The sequence below is a fragment of the Actinomycetospora sp. CA-084318 genome (assembly GCF_050955885.1).
Taxonomy (GTDB): domain Bacteria; phylum Actinomycetota; class Actinomycetes; order Mycobacteriales; family Pseudonocardiaceae; genus Actinomycetospora.
The window spans coordinates 2,980,918-2,996,979 of record NZ_CP192098.1 but is presented as its reverse complement, the minus strand read 5'-3'; the positions used below and the strand labels follow the sequence as shown (position 1 = coordinate 2,996,979).

The window sequence follows — 16,062 nt, the reverse complement described above, 5'->3', positions numbered from 1 at the left end:
AGACTGTCGCGGTGGACCTGCCCGTGATGCCGCCGGTGCTGCCGATGCTGGCCAAGCCCGTGAAGTCGATCCCGGAGGGCCAGTGCTTCGAGCCGAAGTGGGACGGCTTCCGGGCCGTGGTATTCCGCGACGGCGACGAGGTGGAGATCGGCAGCCGCAACACCAAGCCGATGACGCGGTACTTCCCCGAGGTGGTGGCGGCGCTGCGCGAGCACCTGCCCCCGCGGTGCGTGGTCGACGGCGAGATCATCGTCGCCACCCCCGACGGGCACGGCCTCGACTTCGAGGCGCTCCAGCAGCGCATTCACCCCGCCGTCTCCCGCGTCACGCTGCTCTCCGAGCAGACCCCCGCGTCGTTCGTGGCCTTCGACCTGCTCGCCCTCGACGACGAGGACCTCACGCGGCGTCCGTTCAGCGAGCGCCGCGCGCGGCTCGTCGAGGCGGTCGACGACCGGGCCCCGGTGCACGTCACCCCGATGACCACCGACCACGACCAGGCGCAGGACTGGTTCGTCCGGTTCGAGGGCGCGGGACTCGACGGGCTCATCGCGAAGAAGCCCGACCTGACCTACCAGCCCGACAAGCGCGTCATGAGCAAGATCAAGCACGAGCGCACCGCCGACTGCGTCGTCGCGGGCTACCGCGTGCACAAGTCCGGGCCCGACGCGCTCGGCTCGCTGCTGCTCGGCCTGCACACCGCGGACGGGACGCTCGCGAGCGTCGGGGTCGTCGGGGCCTTCACCATGGCCCGGCGGCGCGAGCTCATGGCCGAGCTGCAGCCGCTGGTGACGACGTTCGACGAGCACCCCTGGAACTGGGCCGCCCACGAGCAGGGCGAGCGGACCCCGCGCAAGAACGAGACCAGCCGCTGGAACGCCGGCAAGGACCTCTCGTTCGTGCCGCTGCGCCCCGAGCGGGTGGTCGAGGTCCGCTACGACTACCTCGAGGGCGACCGCTTCCGGCACACCACGCAGTTCGTCCGCTGGCGCCCGGACCGCGACCCGTCCTCGTGCACCTACGACCAGCTCGAGCAGCCCACCAGCTTCGACCTCGCCGACATCCTGCCGCCCGCCTGACCCCGCCCGACCCCGCCTGACCCCGAGGCGCGCGGCCCGGGCCCTCACCGCGGGTCGACCCGGCCCCGGGCATCATGGGCGCCGTTCCCCGCCCCGTCGAGAGGTGCCGCCATCCGTCGTCCCAGGTGGTTGCTCCTCGTGCTGCTCGCCGTGCTCCTCGCGGGCTGCGCCGTGGGCCCGAGCCGCCGCCCGCCGGTGGCCACCGTCAACAGCGACGAGCCGGCCGCCCCGGCACCGAGCAGCGCGGCGCCCCCGCCCGCGCCGCCGTCCCTGCTGCCCCCGCTGGTCGCGTCCACCCCGCAGCTCGACTTCACCGAGTGCACCGCCGGACAGGTCGCCCGCCTCGGCGGAACCGCGGCACTCGGCGGCCGGGACCTGCGGCTGGGCTGCGCGACGGTGCCGGTCGGTGGCGGCTACGCGAGCGGGTCCGCCACCAGCGCGGCCGAGGTCGACGTCACCCGGGTGACCCTCGGGCCCGCCCCGACGACGCCCACGGTGCCGATCGCGGTGCTCGGCGACCCGGGCCGACGGACCGGGGTCGAGCAGGCCGTGCGCCTCGCGGCCCGGGCGCCGGCCGACCTCCTCGACGGGCGGGCGCTCTACGGCGTCGACGTGCGCGGCGCGGCCGCGGGAGGCGTCGACTGCATCACCCCGACCACCCGCGCCGCCCTGTCCGACGCCGACCCCGCGGCCGCCGACCCGGTCGCGCTCGCCCCTCTCGCGACCGCTGCGGCCACGGCCGCCCGGACGTGCTCGCAGCTGCTCGAGGACTCCCTCACCGAGTACGGCACGGCCACCGACGCCGACGACCTCGACGAGGTGCGGCGGGCACTCGGGGCCGTGCGGCTCAACGCCGTCGGTCTCGGCGGCGGGGCCGGCACGCTCGCCCGATGGGCCCAGACCCACCCCGAGCAGCAGGGCCGGCTCGTCCTCGACGCCCTCCCGGACCCGACCGCCGCCGTCGGCCTCACCGCCGACCAGCGCGCCGACGCCGCCCGCCGCGCGCTCGACGCCTTCGCCCAGAACTGCGTGGCGACCGGGTGCGCCCTGGGAGCCGACCCGCGGGGCGCGGTGACCGACCTCGTCGCGCGGCTGCGGACCGCCCCCCTGCCGGCCTCCCCGAGCGCGACCGGGTCGGTACCCGGGCGGGAGGTCACCGCGGGCACCGTGGTCAGCGTCCTCGTGCCACGGCTGGCCGACCCCGACTCCTGGCCCACCCTCGCCACCGCCCTCGCCGGGGCGCGGTCCGGCGACCCGGCCGGGGTCCTGGCCCTGGCCGAGCAGTCCGAGAACGACGGCGGGTTCGACCTCGGCCTGGTCTCCGCGTGCAACGACCAGTCCGAACGGCCCACGGTCGACCAGGTGGCGCAGGCCGCCGCCCGCGCCCGCGGGGTCGACCCGGTGTTCGGCGGCTGGTTCGCGCAGCAGGCGCTCGTCTGCTCGTCGTGGCCGGTCCCGACCGACGCACCGGCGCCGCTCGCGGGCACCGCCGTCCCCACCCTGCTCCTCGGCACCTCGGCCGACCCGCTCGTGCCGCTCGCCGAGAGCCAGCGGGTGGCCGCAGGGATGCAGGGCGCGGCCCTCGTCGCCTGGCTCGGCACCGGGCACGGCGCCTACCCCGCCACGCCGTGCATCAGCGGGGTGGTGGACGACTACCTGCTGCGCGAGGCCGTCCCCCGGGAGGGCACGGTCTGCCCGCCGTGAGACGGAGCGCAGCGGAGCTCGAACCGGATCGACCGTTAGACGGAGCGCAGCGGACGGACACGCCGGAGATGATCACGACCTGCCCCGGCACGGCGTCGCCCGTAGGGTCGGCGCCGTGCCGCTCCCGCGACTCCCCCGCCTCGTCGACGCCGTCCTCGACCGCCTCGTCGTCCCCGGGTACTCCCGGCTCGGCTACCTCGCCCGCTCCGCGGGGTGGACCGACCTCCCGGCGGACGCGCTCGCGGGCCGCACGATCGCCGTCACCGGCGCCAGCTCGGGCCTGGGGACCGCGACCGCGGTCGGGCTCGCCGGGCTCGGGGCCGCCGTGGAGCTCGTCGTCCGGGACCGGGGCCGCGGGGAGGACGCCCGGGCGACGGTGCTCGCGGCGCACCCCGCGGCGCAGGTGACCGTCGCGCGCTGCGACCTGTCCGACCTCGCCGACGTCCGCCGCTACGCCCTCGACGCCCGCGACCGCCTGCTGGCGCTGCACGGCCTGGTGCACAACGCCGGGGTGCTGCCGGCCGAGCGGACCGAGACCGCGCAGGGCCACGAGCTCTGCCTCGCCACCCACGTCCTGGCCCCGTTCCTGCTCACGCGCGAGCTCCTGCCGCTGCTGCGGGCCGGGTCCCCGCCCGACCGACCGGGCGCGCCCGCCCGCGTCGTGTTCGTCTCCTCCGGCGGGATGTACACGGCGTCGCTGCACACCGACGACCCGGAGTACGCCGAGGGCCGGTACTCCGGCGGCGCGGCGTACGCCCGGACCAAGCGCATGCAGGTCGTGCTGGCCGAGCTGCTGGCCGACGACCTCGCCGCCGCCGGGGTGGTCGTGCACAGCATGCACCCCGGCTGGGCCGACACCCCCGGCGTCGCCGACTCGCTGCCCGGCTTCCACCGGGTCACCGGCCCGCTGCTGCGCACCGCCGAGCAGGGCGCCGACACCGCGGTGTGGCTGCAGGCCGCGACCGAGCCGGGACAGTGCAGCGGCCTGTTCTGGCACGACCGTCTCCCGCGCCCGACGCACTACCTGTTCGGCGAGGAGACCGCCGCGCAGCGCGCGGCCCTCTGGGCCCTGTGCGTCGACGCAACGCAGGACGCCGACGCCCGCTGAGGGTCGGTTCACCCGATCCGGCGCTCTGCGTTAACACGCGCGGCCCCGCCGACGATGCGCCGGTCGAGGGCCCCGTGACGGAGCGGGGCCGCCGACGCCATCGGGGGCGAGGCATGAGTCAGGGCACACCGCAGCAGCCGGGAGCGGACGAGCGGGACGGTGCGGTGCTCGAGCGCCGGGCGCCGCAGCCCGCTGCGCGCCCGACGACGGGCGGCCCGCGGCACGCCCCGCACCCGGCTCCGCCGTTCCCGCCGCCGGGGATGCCCCGGCAGGCCCCGCCCGGCTACGGCGGCTGGGCGCCCCCGACCGGCGGGTGGGCGCCCCCGACCGGCGGGTGGGCGCCCCCGACCGGCGGGTGGGCGCCGATCGTCGAGGACCCCTACGACGTCGAGGACCCCCGCAGCCCCGGGAACCCGGCGGCCGCCCTGTCCGCGGTCCTCGGCGTGCTGGCCCTGCTCGTGAGCCTCCGCCCGTTGGCGTTCGGCAGCATGGCGCTGTCCTGGGACGGCATCGTCGGGATCGCGATCGCCCTCGTCGCCGTGCTGGCGGGCGCGGTCGGGCTGCGCACGCCGGTCCGGCGTCCGGTCGCGGTCGTCGGGATGGTGCTCGCCGTGGTCGCGCTGCTCGTCGTGGCGGTGCTCCCCACGTTCTGAGCGGGGTCAGAAGGTGATGACGAGCCGCCCGCGGACACCGCCGGCCTCGAGCCGGCGGTGGGCCTCGGCGGCCCGCTCCGCGGGCACGGTCCCGGCGACCCGCAGCGTCACCCGGCCCTCCTCCACCTGCTCGCGCAGGCGGTCGAGGGCGGCGCGGTTGCGGGCGTAGTCGCGCACCCACACCGGGTGCCAGGTGATGCCGCGTCCGCTGCCGCCCTCCGGCCCGCCGTAGCCGCGCACGGTCGCGATCCGCCCGCCGTCGGCGAGGGCGGGCACGAGCTCGTCGGTCTGCAGCGACCCGTCCGCGATCCCGGCGACGCCTCCGCCGACCGCCTCGCGGATCCGGTCGGCGACGCCGTCGCCGCGACGGACCACGAGGTCCGCGCCGAGGTCCCGGACGAGGTGCTCGTCGGCCTCCGCGGCGTCGGCCACGACCCGCAGCCCGTCCTGGGTCGCGAGCTGCACCACGTAGCCCCCGAACGCGCCCGCCGCGCCGGTGACGGCGAGCGTGGCGCCCGCGGGCAGCGCCAGGAGGTCCAGCGCGAGCCGGGCGGTGAGCCCGTTCATCGGCAGCGTGGCGGCCGCCGCGTGCTCGGTCCCGGCGGGGGCCGGAGCCACCGAGTCGGCCGGGAGCGCGATCCGCGAGGAGTAGCCGCCGTGCGACCCGGACGGCACGACGATGCCCATGACCCGGTCGCCGACCGCGAGCCCGGCGTCCCCGGTCCCCTCCCCGAGCGCCGCCACCGTCCCCGCCACGTCCATCCCCGGCACGTAGGGCGGCGGGTCCTTCCGCAGCACCTCGGCCCGGGCCCCGTTGCGGGTGAAGGTGTCGGTGGGGCTGACGGCGGCCGCCGCGACCTCCACCACGACCTCGCCCGGCCCCGGCTCGGGGTCGGGCAGCTCGATGACGTGCAGGGCCTCCGGCCCTCCGAACTCGGTCACTCCGACGACGCGCACGCCCCGGGTGTCCCCCGACGGGCGGACCGCCACGCCCCGTTGTGATGACGGCCCTGGGCGGGGGCGCCCGGCGCTGGCAGCGTCGTCGGACATGTCCACCGACCTCGGCGCGTTCCGGACCACCCCGATCTTCGACGAGGTCGACCGCTGGGCCCACCGCGGCGCCGGGACCGCTCCGACGATGCTGTCGTTCAGCCGCGGGCGCCCCACGCCCGGGACGGCGCGGACCGTGCTCGCCCTGCTCGCGGCCGCCCGGGAGGAGCACACCCCGCGCCACGCCCTGCGACGGTCATGATCGTCCGTGGTCGTACGATGCGCGCGTGATGCCGTCCGAGTCCGCGCCGCCGGTCCCGGAGCTGCCCGTCCCCGTGTCCGCGTGGGCCGACGAGGAGGTCGGCGACCGCACCCGCCGGACCCGGCGCCGGCTGCTGCTCGCGGCCGCGACCGTGTTCGACACCCACGGCTACAGCGGCGCCGCCCTGAGCGACATCCTCGGCCTCGCCGGCCTCACGAAGGGCGCGCTGTACTTCCACTTCGAGTCGAAGCACGCCCTGGCGGAGGCGTTGCTCGTCGAGGTCTGCGCCTCGTGGTTGCAGCTCGTGGAGGAGATCGGGCGGCTCGGCGTCGACCCGATGTGGCGGCTGCTGCTCGAGACCGACGCGTACGTGGCCCGCTGGATGTACGACCCGCTCGTGCGCGGCATCAGCCGGGCGATCTCGGAGCCCGACCTGCGGCAGCGTCGCCTGGAGTGGCTCTCCGGCTGGGAGCACGCGACGGCCGAACGGCTGGGCCAGGCCGAGGCGGCCGGTCTGCTCGCCCCCGGCGTCGACCCGGTGCGCGCGGCCCGCGCGGTGGTCGCCGTCGCCTCGGGCAACCACAGCGTCGCCGACGGTCCGGACGACCTGTGGACGCGGATGTCCGAGTCCTGGGAGGGCCTCGTGCCGATCCTGGCCTCGCCGGAGTGGACGGCGAGGTGGCGGGACTCGGGCTGGCACGACCGGCCCCGTCCGGACGGCGCGCGGTACCGGGCCTCCCGCGAGCCCTGACCGGACCCGGCGGGCGTCAGGCCGGTGCGGTCCGGGCGAGGGCGTCCCAGCCCTGGTCGGCCGCGCGGGCGTCCTGTTCGGCCCTCGCCCCGCCACGAAGGCCGAACAGGCGCTTCGCGACGAGCAGGTAGATCACGACCGCGACGTTGACGACGAGGGCCACCACCTTCGTCGGGGTCACCCGCACCGTCAGTTCGTAGATCTCGGGGATCAGCAGCACCGAGGTCGCGACGAGCGTGAGGTACTCCGCCCACCGCCGGCCGCGCCACAGCCCGATCGCCTCGACGCCCTCCAGCAGGGCGTACGCGGCCAGGGCGGTCCCGACGAGGATGATGGTCCGGTCCTGCGCGGTGAAGGCGCTGGTCAGCTCGCCGAGGATGCCGTCGCGCAGCGAGTCGCCGAACCCGAGGGTGGTCCGCAGCGTGTCGAGCACGGCGAAGAACGGCGTGCGCAGGGCCTCGCGGTCGGCGAGGAAGACGAACACCGCCACGGCGGCGAGGGCGAGACCGAGGAAGTGCAGCAGGCGGTCGATCGCGATCAGGCGCAGGACGAAGCGGTCGCGCAGGGCCCGGCCGCGCAGCGGGAGGTCGACCTCGCGACGCGCGGGCAGCCGGTCGGTCGTGGGGGCCTCCGGTGGGGGCAGGGGCACCCAGGAGTCGCACCGCAGGCAGCGGTGCCAGCGGCACCCGTCGCCCGCCCGGACGACCAGGCCGACGTCGAACCCGTCGTCGTCGGAGGCGAGGGTGGCCGCGTCGGTCCCGAGCAGGGCGTGCCCCCGGAGCCCGCAGGTGATGAGTTCGTAGTGGAAGCGCGGTCGGAACCGCGCCGGGGGGACCGTGCCGGGCGGACGGGGCACCACGACCTTCGTCGTCACCCCGTGATGGTAGGACCGCGGCGGGCGCGGCCCGACCTCAGACGGCGGGCGCCATCTCCGCGGCGGGGACCCCCACCGTCTCCTGCACCCACACCTGGCCGTCGGCGACGGACACGGCGTGCGTGCGGACCGGCTTCTTCGCCGGTGGCCCGTCCGGGCGCCCGGTGCGCAGGTCGAAGCACGCCGCGTGCAGCGGGCACTCGACCGCGCACCCCTCGAGGAACCCGTCGGAGAGCGACGCGTCCTGATGGGTGCAGGTGTCGTCGATGGCGAAGAACTCGCCCTCGACGTGGAAGACGGCGATCGCCACCGTCCCCTCGACCCGCACCGACTCGCCGTCGGGGATGTCCGCGAGCTCACCCACGTAGATCATGATGTCTCCTGTTGCGTATTACGCACTGCGTCCTGCCATCCGCAACATGAGAGTGACGATTCGCGAAACCGCCGTCAAGAGGCCCGGGCAACGATTCGCGGTCCGTCTGTTGCCATTGGATGACACGGCTGGTACTCGACTGATATGTCAGTGTGCCGGACACCCGTGCGCAATCCGGGTGACACACTGCCCGCGCACGGCCGTGTCCGTCTCGTGCCCGTCGGGGGAGCCGCATGATCGACCCACCGCCCCCGTGGCACCGGGGCGGGGCCCACGCCCCGGCCGTCGAGGGCGAGCACGTGCTGCGTCGGGCCGCGGCCGCCGCCGCCGTCGGCAACGTCGCGGAGTGGTACGACTTCGGCCTCTACTCCTACCTCGCGGGCACGGTGCTGAGCCGGGTGTTCTTCCCCGACGCGGGGCCCTGGGCGTCCGTGTACACCCTGGGGGCGTTCGCCGCGGCCTTCGTCATGCGCCCGCTGGGCGGCCTCGTCTTCGGCCCGCTGGGCGACCGGATCGGACGCACCAGGGTCCTCTCCGCGACCGTCGTGCTCATGGCGGCCGCCACGCTGCTGCTCGGGCTCGTGCCGGGCCACGGGACGATCGGCGTCGCCGCACCGATCCTCGTCCTGGCCATCCGCATGCTGCAGGGCTTCTCGGCGGGCGGGGAGTACGTCGGGGCCCTCACCCTCATCGCCGAGTACGCCCCGGACCGCCGGCGGGGCTTCTTCGGCAGCTGGCTGGAGTTCGGCACGCTGACCGGCTACACGCTCGGGGCGGGGGCGAGCGCCCTCGTCATCGCCCTCCTTCCCGACGAGGCCCTGCTCGCCTGGGGCTGGCGCATCCCGTTCATGCTCGCGCTGCCGCTCGGGATCACCGGCATCTACCTGCGCCTGCGCCTCGAGGACACCCCGGCCTTCCGCCAGCTCCTCGACCGCTCCCCCGCCGTCTCCGGGATGCCGCTGCGCCGGGCCCTGACGATCGTGCTGGTGCGCTACCGGCGCGGGGTGCTGGTCGCGGGCGGGCTCGTCGTCGCCTGGAACGTGGCGAACTACGTGATGACGAGCTACGTGCCGACCTACCTCACCAGCACGCTCGTCGAGTACGGCGAGGCGGGGACGGGCACCGCCGGGGCCACCGGGCTGCAGGTGGCCGTCATGCTCTTCATGCTCCTGGCGATCACCGGCGTCGGTCGGCTCAGCGACCGGATCGGCCGGCGGCCCCTCCTGTTCGCGGGCAGCATCGCCCTGGTGGTCACCGGGCTGCCCTCGGTCTGGCTGCTCCGCCAGGGCCTCGCCGGCCAGGTCGGCGGCCTGCTGCTGATGGGGACGTGCCTGCTCTGCTTCGCCGCCGTCGCCCCCTCGACGCTGCCCGCCGTGTTCCCGACGCTGGTGCGCTACGGCGGCCTCGCGCTGACCTTCAACGTCGCGGTGTCGGTCTTCGCCGGCACCTCCCCCACCGCCATCGCGGCGCTCACGACGTGGACCGGGAACCTGGACTGGGCCGGCTGGTTCCTCGTCGGGGCCGGGGTGGTCGGCATCGTCAGCGTGGCGTTCCTCGAGGAGAGCGCCGGGCGCCCCCTCGCGGGCGCCCGTCCGCTCGCCTCGAGCGCGGAGCTGCCGCCGCCCGAGCGCTCCCCGGACGGCGTCTTCCTCGAGCACCCCCGGGACTGACCCCGGCGGGCGCTCAGCGCGCGCGGGGCAGCTCGGAGCGCCGCAGCCGCCCGAACGCCCGCGGCTCGCCCAGGCCGAACAGGCCCGTCGTCGTGCCGTCGACGCCGCGGTAGCGGGCCACGAACCGTCCGGCGTCCGGCTCGCCGTGCAGCACCTCGACCGCGTCACCGGGGTCGGGGTGCCCGGCGAGCTGGAGCATCCGCCCGTACTGCTCGGACCAGACGTAGCCCGAGGGCGCGACCCGCCGCACCGTGCTGCCGGCCAGCAGGTTGGCCGCGGCGACCTCCGCCTGCTCCCCCGCGCTCGTCCAGTGCTCGTGGCGGTGCGAGGACGTCCCGCGGGTCCAGCGGGCGACGTCGCCGACCGCCACGACGGTGGGCACGTCGGTGACCAGGCCGTCGTCGGTGCGGGCGCCGTCGTCCACCTTGACCCCCGACCCCTGCAGCCACGCGGTGTTCGGGGTGATCCCGACGCCCACGACGACGACCTCGGCCGGGACCTCCCGCCCGTCGCGCAGCCGCACGCCGGTGACCCGCCGGGTCCCGTCGGCCGTCGCGGCGGTGGCGAACCCGTCGACGGCGGCTCCGGTGTGCAGCGTCGTGCCGTGCTCGGCGTGCAGCGCGACGCAGGACGCGGCGAGGGTGGGACCGAGGACCGGCGCCAGTGGCGTGGCGAGCCCGTCGAGCACCGTGACGTCGAGCCCGAGGGCTCGGCAGGTGGAGGCCACCTCGGCCCCGATGAACCCGCCGCCCACGACGACGACCCTGGCGCCGGGCACCAGCTCGGCCCGCAGCGCCCGGGCGTCGTCGAGGGTGCGCAGGGTGTGCACGCCCGCCAGGTCCGCCGTCCCGGGAAGGCGCCGCGCGGACCCGCCGGTGGCGAGCACGACGCCGTCCGCGGCGAGGTCCGTGCCGTCGGCGAGGCGCAGCGCGCCCGCCGCGGTGTCGAGGGCCGTCGCCCGGACCCCGGGGCGCAGGTCGAGGTCGAGGTCGGCGAGGTCCTCGGCGTCGAGGAGCGCGATCCCGGCCTCGTCGGTGGTCCCGGCGAGGAACGCCTTGGACAGCGGCGGCCGGTCGTAGGGGGCGTGCGGATCGTCCCCGAGCAGCGTGAGCCGGCCGTCGAACCCGGCCGACCGCAGGGCCTGGGCGGACCGCACCCCGGCCACGGAGGCCCCCACGATGGCGATCGTCTGCATGCGCGCTCCTCGGTACGCGAGAGGACCGCCGGGCGTCGTGGCCCTCGCGGGTCCGTTCCCTTGTTGCGTTCTCCGCGCACGTGATCCTTCATGCGCAACTCAGACCGTGGGAGACGCCCTCGGCGTTGTCAAGCGGCGATTCGGATTGCGAGATCGGCGACCGGACCCGCCCGGCTCTTGACACGGGTCGTTCGGACCGTGGACCGTTTTCGTTGCGCGATGAGCAATGGTGTTCAACATAGCGCAACACGCGGGAGTCGATGTCCGAAGTGTCGGGCGTCGACGGTCCGCTCGCCACGGCCGGGCACCACATCGAGGAGCAGTACGATGACCACTGGCGAGTACGTCGGCGCGATCGCCGACCCCCAGCTCCCGGCGAGCCTGCGGGAGACCCTGCCGGGGCGGTACTACACCGACCCCACGATCTTCGCCGCCGAACAGGCCCTCATCCTCGAGGAGGGCTGGTTCTGCGCGGTCCTCGCGGCGGACATCCCCACCGCCGGGGACTTCGAGACCGTGCAGGTCGGCCGGGAGAGCGTGATCGTCGCGCGCGGGCGCACCGGCGACGTGCACGCCTACCTCAACGTGTGCCGCCACCGCGGTGCCCGGCTGTGTACCGAGGAGAAGGGCTCCGTCCGGCGGTCCTTCCAGTGCCCGTATCACGCGTGGACCTACGGGCTCGACGGCAAGCTGATCTCCGCGCCGAACATCGCGTCGATGCCGGACATCGACCGCCGGGCCTACGGGCTGAACCGCGTCGCGGTCCGCGAGTGGCTCGGCTACGTCTGGGTCTGCCTCGCCGACGAGCCGCCGTCGTTCGCCGACACCGTGATCGGCGACGTCACCGCCCGGCTCGGCTCCCCGGACGCGATCGTCGGCTACGACGTCGCCGGACTGAAGCTCGGCCGCCGCATCTCCTACGACGTGCGGGCGAACTGGAAGCAGATCGTCGAGAACTTCATGGAGTGCTACCACTGCGGGACGATCCATCCCGAGCTCACCGAGGTGCTCCCCGAGTTCGCCGACGGCCTCGCCGCGCAGTACTTCGTCGGCCACGGCGCGGAGTTCGGCGAGGACGTCCAGGGCTTCACCGTCGACGGTTCGGCCGGGCTCGCCCCGCTGCCCGGCGTCGGCGCCGAGCAGGACCGTCGGTACTACGCCATCACCGTCCGGCCGCAGGTGTTCGTCAACCTCGTGCCCGACCACGTGGTCTTCCACCGCATGTTCCCGCTGGCGCCGGACCGGACCCTGGTCCTCTGCGACTGGCTCTACCTCCCCGAGGTCGTCGACTCGGGCGCCGACCTGGACCGCTCGGTGGAGCTCTTCCACCGCGTCAACCAGCAGGACTTCGACGCCTGCGAGCGCTGCCAGGTGTCGATGGACTCGCGCTCCTACGCCCGCGGCGGGGTGCTGGTGCCCAGCGAGCACCACATCGGCGAGTTCCACGACTGGGTGCGCGAGCGCATCGGCTGACCGTTCCCCCGTCCCCCACCCCTCCGCCGAGACGAGCCGCCATGCCCCACCACCCCGACCCCGCCCCGCACCCGGTCGCCCCCGAGCCGCTGGCCGACGCCTTCGCGGTCGCCGACCAGCTCGCCGTGCACGGCAGCGACTGCGTCTGCCCGCGCTGCGCGGGCCGGCTGCCGTTCCTGCTGCGCGACCTCGCGCGCGCCCTCGACGCCGAGGACGACGCCCGGGCCTGAGCAGCGCACGTTCGCGGGGTCCGGCCACCGGCCGGGCCCCGCATCGGCGCGCCCGCACCACTCCCGCCCATGCCGCGAGGTGTACGTGAGGCAGGCCGCGCGCCTCGTCGGGATGCCTGGTGTCCCTCTCGCGCCCCGGCACGAGCGCCGGCCGAGCCCGACCCGGGAGCTCGACCGACGCCCCGAGTCAGCGCAGGACGACGGTGCTGTGCCCGTCGAGCAGGACCCGGTGCTGGCAGTGCCAGCGCACGGCGCGCGAGAGCGCGAGCGCCTCGGCGTCCCGGCCCACCAGCTGCAGGGCGTGCGGGTCGTAGGAGTGGTCGATCCGGATCACCTCCTGCTCGATGATCGGGCCCTCGTCGAGGTCGGCGGTCACGTAGTGCGCGGTGGCGCCGACGAGCTTCACACCGCGGTCGTAGGCCTGGTGGTAGGGCTTCGCGCCCTTGAAGCCGGGCAGGAACGAGTGGTGGATGTTGATCGCCCGGCCGCGCAGCGCGGTGCACGTCGCGTCGGAGAGGATCTGCATGTAGCGCGCGAGCACCACGAGCTCCGCGTCGAACCGGTCGACCACGGCGAGCAGCTCGGCCTCCGCGTCGGCCTTCGTCGCGGGCGTCACCGGCAGGTGCACGAACGGCAGCCCCGCCGCCTCGGCCATCGGGCGCAGGTCCTCGTGGTTGGACACCACCCCGACGAGCTCCGCCGACAGCCCGCCGGAGCGCCACCGGAAGATCAGGTCGTTCAGGCAGTGCCCGAGCTTCGACACCATGACGAGCACGCGGACGTCCCGCGCCGGGTGGAACTCGTACTCCATCCCGAACTCCGTGGCGACCTCGACGAAGCCGTCGGCGACCTCGTCCACCCCGGTGCCGTCGGGCACCGCGATCGCCGTGCGCAGGAAGAGCCGCCGACGCACCGCGTCGTCGAACTGCTGGTGCTCCACGATGTCGCAGCCCCGCGCGGCGAGGTGCCGCGACACGGCGTGCACGATGCCGCTGCGGTTCGGGCAGCTCAGGGTGAGGGTCAGGGTCTCGCTCACGTTCGCCTCCTCAGCACTCGACCACGGTGAGGGCGAGACCCCCGCGGGCCGTCTCCTTGTACTTGACCTTCATGTCGGCCCCGGTCTCGCGCATCGTCCGGATGGCCTTGTCGAGCGACACGTGGTGCGCGCCGTCCCCGCGGACGGCCATCCGGGCCGCGGTGATGGCCTTGACCGACGCCACCGCGTTGCGCTCGATGCACGGGATCTGGACGAGGCCGCCCACCGGGTCGCAGGTGAGCCCGAGGTTGTGCTCGATCCCGATCTCGGCGGCGTTCTCCACCTGCTCCGGTGTGCCCCCGAGCAGCTCCGCGAGGGCGGCCGCGGCCATCGAGCAGGCCGACCCGACCTCTCCCTGGCAGCCGACCTCCGCGCCGGAGATCGAGGCGTTGCGCTTGAACAGCATGCCGATCGCGCCCGCGGTGAGCAGGAAGCGCACGACGTGGTCGTCGGAGAACCCCGGCAGGACCGCCGCGGCGTGGTGCAGGACGGCGGGCACGATGCCGGCCGCGCCGTTGGTCGGGGCGGTGACCACCCGACCGCCCGCGGCGTTCTCCTCGTTCACCGCGAGCGCCCACAGCGCGACGTGGTCCGTCGGCTGGGTGTCCGCGCCCGCGGCCGCGTCCTGCTCGAGGCGCCGGCGCATCGCCGCGGCGCGGCGCCGCACCCGCAGGCTGCCGGGCAGCACGCCCTCGGCGGTGCTGCCGCGCTCGACGCACTCCCGCATCACGGCCCAGAGGTGCAGCAGGCGGGCCCGTGTCTCCGCCTCCGGGCGGTACGCGGCCTCGTTCGCGAGCATCACGTCGCTGATCCGCAGCCCGGCCGCACTCGCCCGCGCCACGAGTTCGTCGCCGCTCGCGAAGGGGTGCGGCACGGGGACCTGCGCCTCGCGCAGCACCGGCCGGCCGGTCTCGTCCTCGTCGACGACGAAGCCGCCGCCGACCGAGTAGTACTCGCGGCGCTCGACGAGCGCACCGTCGTCGTCGTGGGCGGTGAAGACCATGCCGTTGCTGTGGAACGGCAGCGTCGCCCGGCGGTGCAGGACGACGTCGTCGTCGACGTCGAAGGCGATCGGGTGCTTGCCCGCGAGCAGGAGGGAGGCGTCGGCCCGCACCGCCTCGACGAGCGGACCGGTCGCGGCCGGGTCGACCAGGTGCGGCTGCTCCCCGAGCAGACCGAGGACGACGGCGGGCACGCTGCCGTGCCCGTGGCCGGTGGCCCCGAGGGAGCCGTACAGCTCGCACCGCACGCGCCCGACCCGCGCCAGCGCCCCGGACTCGCGGAGCCGGGTGGCGAACAGGAACGCCGCGCGCATCGGCCCGACGGTGTGCGAGGAGGACGGCCCGATCCCCACCGTGAACAGGTCGAACACCGAGATGCTCATCAGGGGCTCCCACCCGCCGGGCGACTTCGTACCCAACTAGTATATTAGTCTTCGGCAGCGAGGTGAAGACTTCGCGACGACGGGGTATGATCAGCGGGTGACCGCTCTCCCGGAAGCGCCGACCACGCGTGGCCCGCTGTCGCTGTCCGAGCAGGCCTACGCCGCCATCCAGGACAAGCTGATCATGCTGGACATCCCCCCGATGTCCCCGATCGACGAGGTCGGCCTCGTCGCCTCCCTCGGGGTCGGCCGCACTCCGGTGCGCGAGGCGTTGAAGCGGCTCGAGGTGGACCGGCTCGTCGTCTCGTACGCCCGCCGGGGCACCTTCGCCACGGCCGTCGACATCACCGACCTCGCCTACATCTCCGAGATCCGGGTCCAGCTCGAGCCCCTGGCCGCCCGTCGGGCCGCGGACGGCAGCAGCGCGGACCTCCGGGACGAGCTGCGCGAGCTCGCCGACGCGACCGAGCGCCTCGACGTGCCGACCCTGACCCGCGACGAGCTGATGCGGTGGGACCTGCGGGTGCACCGCGCGATCTACCGCGCGGCGGGGAACCCGCACCTCGAGGACACCCTCGTGCGCTACGACAACCTCGCGACCCGCATCTTCTGCCTGTTCCTCGACCGCATGCCGGACTTCGTCTCGCACGTCGAGGAGCACGCCGGCCTCCTGCGCACCATCGCCGACGGGGACGGCGACGGTGCCGCCCGCCGGGCCCGGCAGCACGTGCAGGGCTTCGAGAAGGCGGTCCGCGCGGTCATCTGACCAGCTGCTCCCGCACGGCGGCCGTCACCTTGGCCGCCCGCAGCACGAGGTCGTCGACGTGGTCGGCGACCTCGAGCAGGTCCGCGCGCTCGGCCGCGTCGGTGACGCCCGGCAGGGCCGCCTCGATCCGCACGCGCGCGGTGCCGGCCGCCGCGCGCAGCACCTCGGCGGCGGCCGCGACATCGCCGAGCACCGCCCGCCGGGCCACCGGACGCAGCGTCTCCGCCAGGGCGAGGACCTGCCCGACGAGGGTGACCACGCGGACCGGGTCGGCCGCGTCGACCAGCTCCAGCGCCGAACCCCGGAGCTCGTCGGCGCGCCGCCGGACCGTCGCCGCGACCTCGTCGGGCCCCTCCCCCGCGCCCAGCCGCGCCGCCAGCGCGACGAGCGCCGCCCCGTGGGCGGCGTGCAGCGCGGCGGCGGCGCCCCCGCCGGCGGCGGGGGCGCGCGTCGCCAGGTCCTCCAGGAACCCCTCGACGGTCCGGTTGCGCACGGATGGCCTCTCGACGGCGGGTCC

Annotated in this window: 17 protein-coding genes; 10 read left to right on the top strand and 7 right to left on the bottom strand. The window is 75.3% G+C overall.

All coding sequences use genetic code 11. The annotated features are described in order from the left end of the window. The first annotated feature begins 11 nt into the window (after window positions 1-11). The 4 genes from ACQPYX_RS14545 to ACQPYX_RS14530 all read left to right on the top strand — a co-directional run bounded on the left by ACQPYX_RS14545 (window position 12) and on the right by ACQPYX_RS14530 (window position 4,541). A complete protein-coding gene (locus ACQPYX_RS14545; RefSeq protein ID WP_433803595.1) occupies window positions 12-1,076 on the top strand; it encodes an ATP-dependent DNA ligase in 1,065 nt (354 codons plus the stop codon). 138 nt (window positions 1,077-1,214) lie between these two features. Continuing rightward, window positions 1,215-2,780, top strand: coding sequence for an alpha/beta hydrolase (locus ACQPYX_RS14540; protein WP_433803594.1), 1,566 nt, complete (start codon window positions 1,215-1,217; stop codon window positions 2,778-2,780). A gap of 115 nt (window positions 2,781-2,895) precedes the next feature. Then, a complete protein-coding gene (locus ACQPYX_RS14535; protein WP_433803593.1) occupies window positions 2,896-3,888 on the top strand; it encodes an SDR family NAD(P)-dependent oxidoreductase in 993 nt (330 codons plus the stop codon). A gap of 113 nt (window positions 3,889-4,001) precedes the next feature. Continuing rightward, on the top strand, window positions 4,002-4,541 hold the full coding sequence (locus ACQPYX_RS14530; RefSeq protein ID WP_433803592.1) for a hypothetical protein: 540 nt from the start codon (window positions 4,002-4,004) through the stop codon (window positions 4,539-4,541). 6 nt (window positions 4,542-4,547) lie between these two features. On the opposite strand, the gene ACQPYX_RS14525 is transcribed toward ACQPYX_RS14530, so the two are convergent. Further along, window positions 4,548-5,498 (bottom strand): NADP-dependent oxidoreductase, encoded by a 951-nt coding sequence (locus ACQPYX_RS14525; RefSeq protein WP_433803591.1) that lies wholly within the window; start codon window positions 5,496-5,498, stop codon window positions 4,548-4,550. 91 nt (window positions 5,499-5,589) lie between these two features. On the opposite strand from ACQPYX_RS14525, the gene ACQPYX_RS14520 reads away from it, so the two are divergent. Beyond that, on the top strand, window positions 5,590-5,793 hold the full coding sequence (locus tag ACQPYX_RS14520; protein ID WP_433803590.1) for a hypothetical protein: 204 nt from the start codon (window positions 5,590-5,592) through the stop codon (window positions 5,791-5,793). 28 nt (window positions 5,794-5,821) lie between these two features. Continuing rightward, complete coding sequence (locus ACQPYX_RS14515) at window positions 5,822-6,544, top strand: TetR family transcriptional regulator (RefSeq protein ID WP_433803722.1); 723 nt, start codon at window positions 5,822-5,824, stop codon at window positions 6,542-6,544. Between the two features lie 16 nt (window positions 6,545-6,560). Here the strand turns inward: ACQPYX_RS14515 and ACQPYX_RS14510 are convergent, their stop codons facing one another. Both ACQPYX_RS14510 and ACQPYX_RS14505 read right to left on the bottom strand, forming a co-directional pair. Continuing rightward, window positions 6,561-7,418: a DUF2127 domain-containing protein gene (locus ACQPYX_RS14510; RefSeq protein ID WP_433803589.1), complete on the bottom strand. Its 858-nt coding sequence runs from the start codon at window positions 7,416-7,418 to the stop codon at window positions 6,561-6,563. Window positions 7,419-7,455: 37 nt separating this feature from the next. After that, a complete protein-coding gene (locus ACQPYX_RS14505; RefSeq protein WP_230753267.1) occupies window positions 7,456-7,791 on the bottom strand; it encodes a bifunctional 3-phenylpropionate/cinnamic acid dioxygenase ferredoxin subunit in 336 nt (111 codons plus the stop codon). A gap of 233 nt (window positions 7,792-8,024) precedes the next feature. On the opposite strand from ACQPYX_RS14505, the gene ACQPYX_RS14500 reads away from it, so the two are divergent. Next, a complete protein-coding gene (locus ACQPYX_RS14500) occupies window positions 8,025-9,461 on the top strand; it encodes an MFS transporter (protein ID WP_433803588.1) in 1,437 nt (478 codons plus the stop codon). A 13-nt stretch (window positions 9,462-9,474) separates the two neighbouring features. Here the strand turns inward: ACQPYX_RS14500 and ACQPYX_RS14495 are convergent, their stop codons facing one another. Further along, a complete protein-coding gene (locus ACQPYX_RS14495) occupies window positions 9,475-10,656 on the bottom strand; it encodes an NAD(P)/FAD-dependent oxidoreductase (protein WP_433803587.1) in 1,182 nt (393 codons plus the stop codon). 327 nt (window positions 10,657-10,983) lie between these two features. Here ACQPYX_RS14495 and ACQPYX_RS14490 point away from each other — a divergent pair, with 327 nt between their 5' ends. Both ACQPYX_RS14490 and ACQPYX_RS14485 read left to right on the top strand, forming a co-directional pair. Next, on the top strand, window positions 10,984-12,129 hold the full coding sequence (locus tag ACQPYX_RS14490; protein ID WP_230753261.1) for an aromatic ring-hydroxylating oxygenase subunit alpha: 1,146 nt from the start codon (window positions 10,984-10,986) through the stop codon (window positions 12,127-12,129). 41 nt (window positions 12,130-12,170) lie between these two features. Beyond that, window positions 12,171-12,359 carry a hypothetical protein gene (locus ACQPYX_RS14485; RefSeq protein WP_230753259.1) on the top strand — a complete coding sequence of 63 codons (189 nt, stop codon included), beginning with the start codon at window positions 12,171-12,173 and terminating at the stop codon, window positions 12,357-12,359. A 187-nt stretch (window positions 12,360-12,546) separates the two neighbouring features. On the opposite strand, the gene purU is transcribed toward ACQPYX_RS14485, so the two are convergent. Both purU and ACQPYX_RS14475 read right to left on the bottom strand, forming a co-directional pair. Further along, window positions 12,547-13,395 (bottom strand): formyltetrahydrofolate deformylase, encoded by an 849-nt coding sequence (gene purU / locus ACQPYX_RS14480; RefSeq protein ID WP_433803586.1) that lies wholly within the window; start codon window positions 13,393-13,395, stop codon window positions 12,547-12,549. A gap of 10 nt (window positions 13,396-13,405) precedes the next feature. After that, window positions 13,406-14,779, bottom strand: a complete 1,374-nt coding sequence (locus tag ACQPYX_RS14475; protein WP_433803585.1) for an L-serine ammonia-lyase — start codon at window positions 14,777-14,779, stop codon at window positions 13,406-13,408. 97 nt (window positions 14,780-14,876) lie between these two features. Here ACQPYX_RS14475 and ACQPYX_RS14470 point away from each other — a divergent pair, with 97 nt between their 5' ends. Next, complete coding sequence (locus ACQPYX_RS14470) at window positions 14,877-15,545, top strand: GntR family transcriptional regulator (RefSeq protein WP_230753251.1); 669 nt, start codon at window positions 14,877-14,879, stop codon at window positions 15,543-15,545. On the opposite strand, the gene ACQPYX_RS14465 is transcribed toward ACQPYX_RS14470, so the two are convergent. After that, window positions 15,538-16,038, bottom strand: coding sequence for a cyclodeaminase/cyclohydrolase family protein (locus ACQPYX_RS14465; RefSeq protein WP_230753249.1), 501 nt, complete (start codon window positions 16,036-16,038; stop codon window positions 15,538-15,540). The two genes, ACQPYX_RS14470 and ACQPYX_RS14465, sit on opposite strands and share 8 nt — an antisense overlap. Window positions 16,039-16,062: the final 24 nt, after the last annotated feature.

Bases quoted from the DNA above. Each gene is read 5' to 3' on its own strand.
- ACQPYX_RS14530 (WP_433803592.1), top strand. From the start codon at position 4,002: ATGAGTCAGGGCACACCGCAGCAGCCGGGAGCGGACGAGCGGGACGGT.
- ACQPYX_RS14520 (WP_433803590.1), top strand. From the start codon at position 5,590: ATGTCCACCGACCTCGGCGCGTTCCGGACCACCCCGATCTTCGACGAG.
- ACQPYX_RS14515 (WP_433803722.1), top strand. From the start codon at position 5,822: ATGCCGTCCGAGTCCGCGCCGCCGGTCCCGGAGCTGCCCGTCCCCGTG.
- ACQPYX_RS14505 (WP_230753267.1), bottom strand. From the start codon at position 7,791: ATGATCTACGTGGGTGAGCTCGCGGACATCCCCGACGGCGAGTCGGTG.
- ACQPYX_RS14500 (WP_433803588.1), top strand. From the start codon at position 8,025: ATGATCGACCCACCGCCCCCGTGGCACCGGGGCGGGGCCCACGCCCCG.
- ACQPYX_RS14495 (WP_433803587.1), bottom strand. From the start codon at position 10,656: ATGCAGACGATCGCCATCGTGGGGGCCTCCGTGGCCGGGGTGCGGTCC.
- ACQPYX_RS14490 (WP_230753261.1), top strand. From the start codon at position 10,984: ATGACCACTGGCGAGTACGTCGGCGCGATCGCCGACCCCCAGCTCCCG.
- ACQPYX_RS14485 (WP_230753259.1), top strand. From the start codon at position 12,171: ATGCCCCACCACCCCGACCCCGCCCCGCACCCGGTCGCCCCCGAGCCG.
- ACQPYX_RS14475 (WP_433803585.1), bottom strand. From the start codon at position 14,779: ATGAGCATCTCGGTGTTCGACCTGTTCACGGTGGGGATCGGGCCGTCC.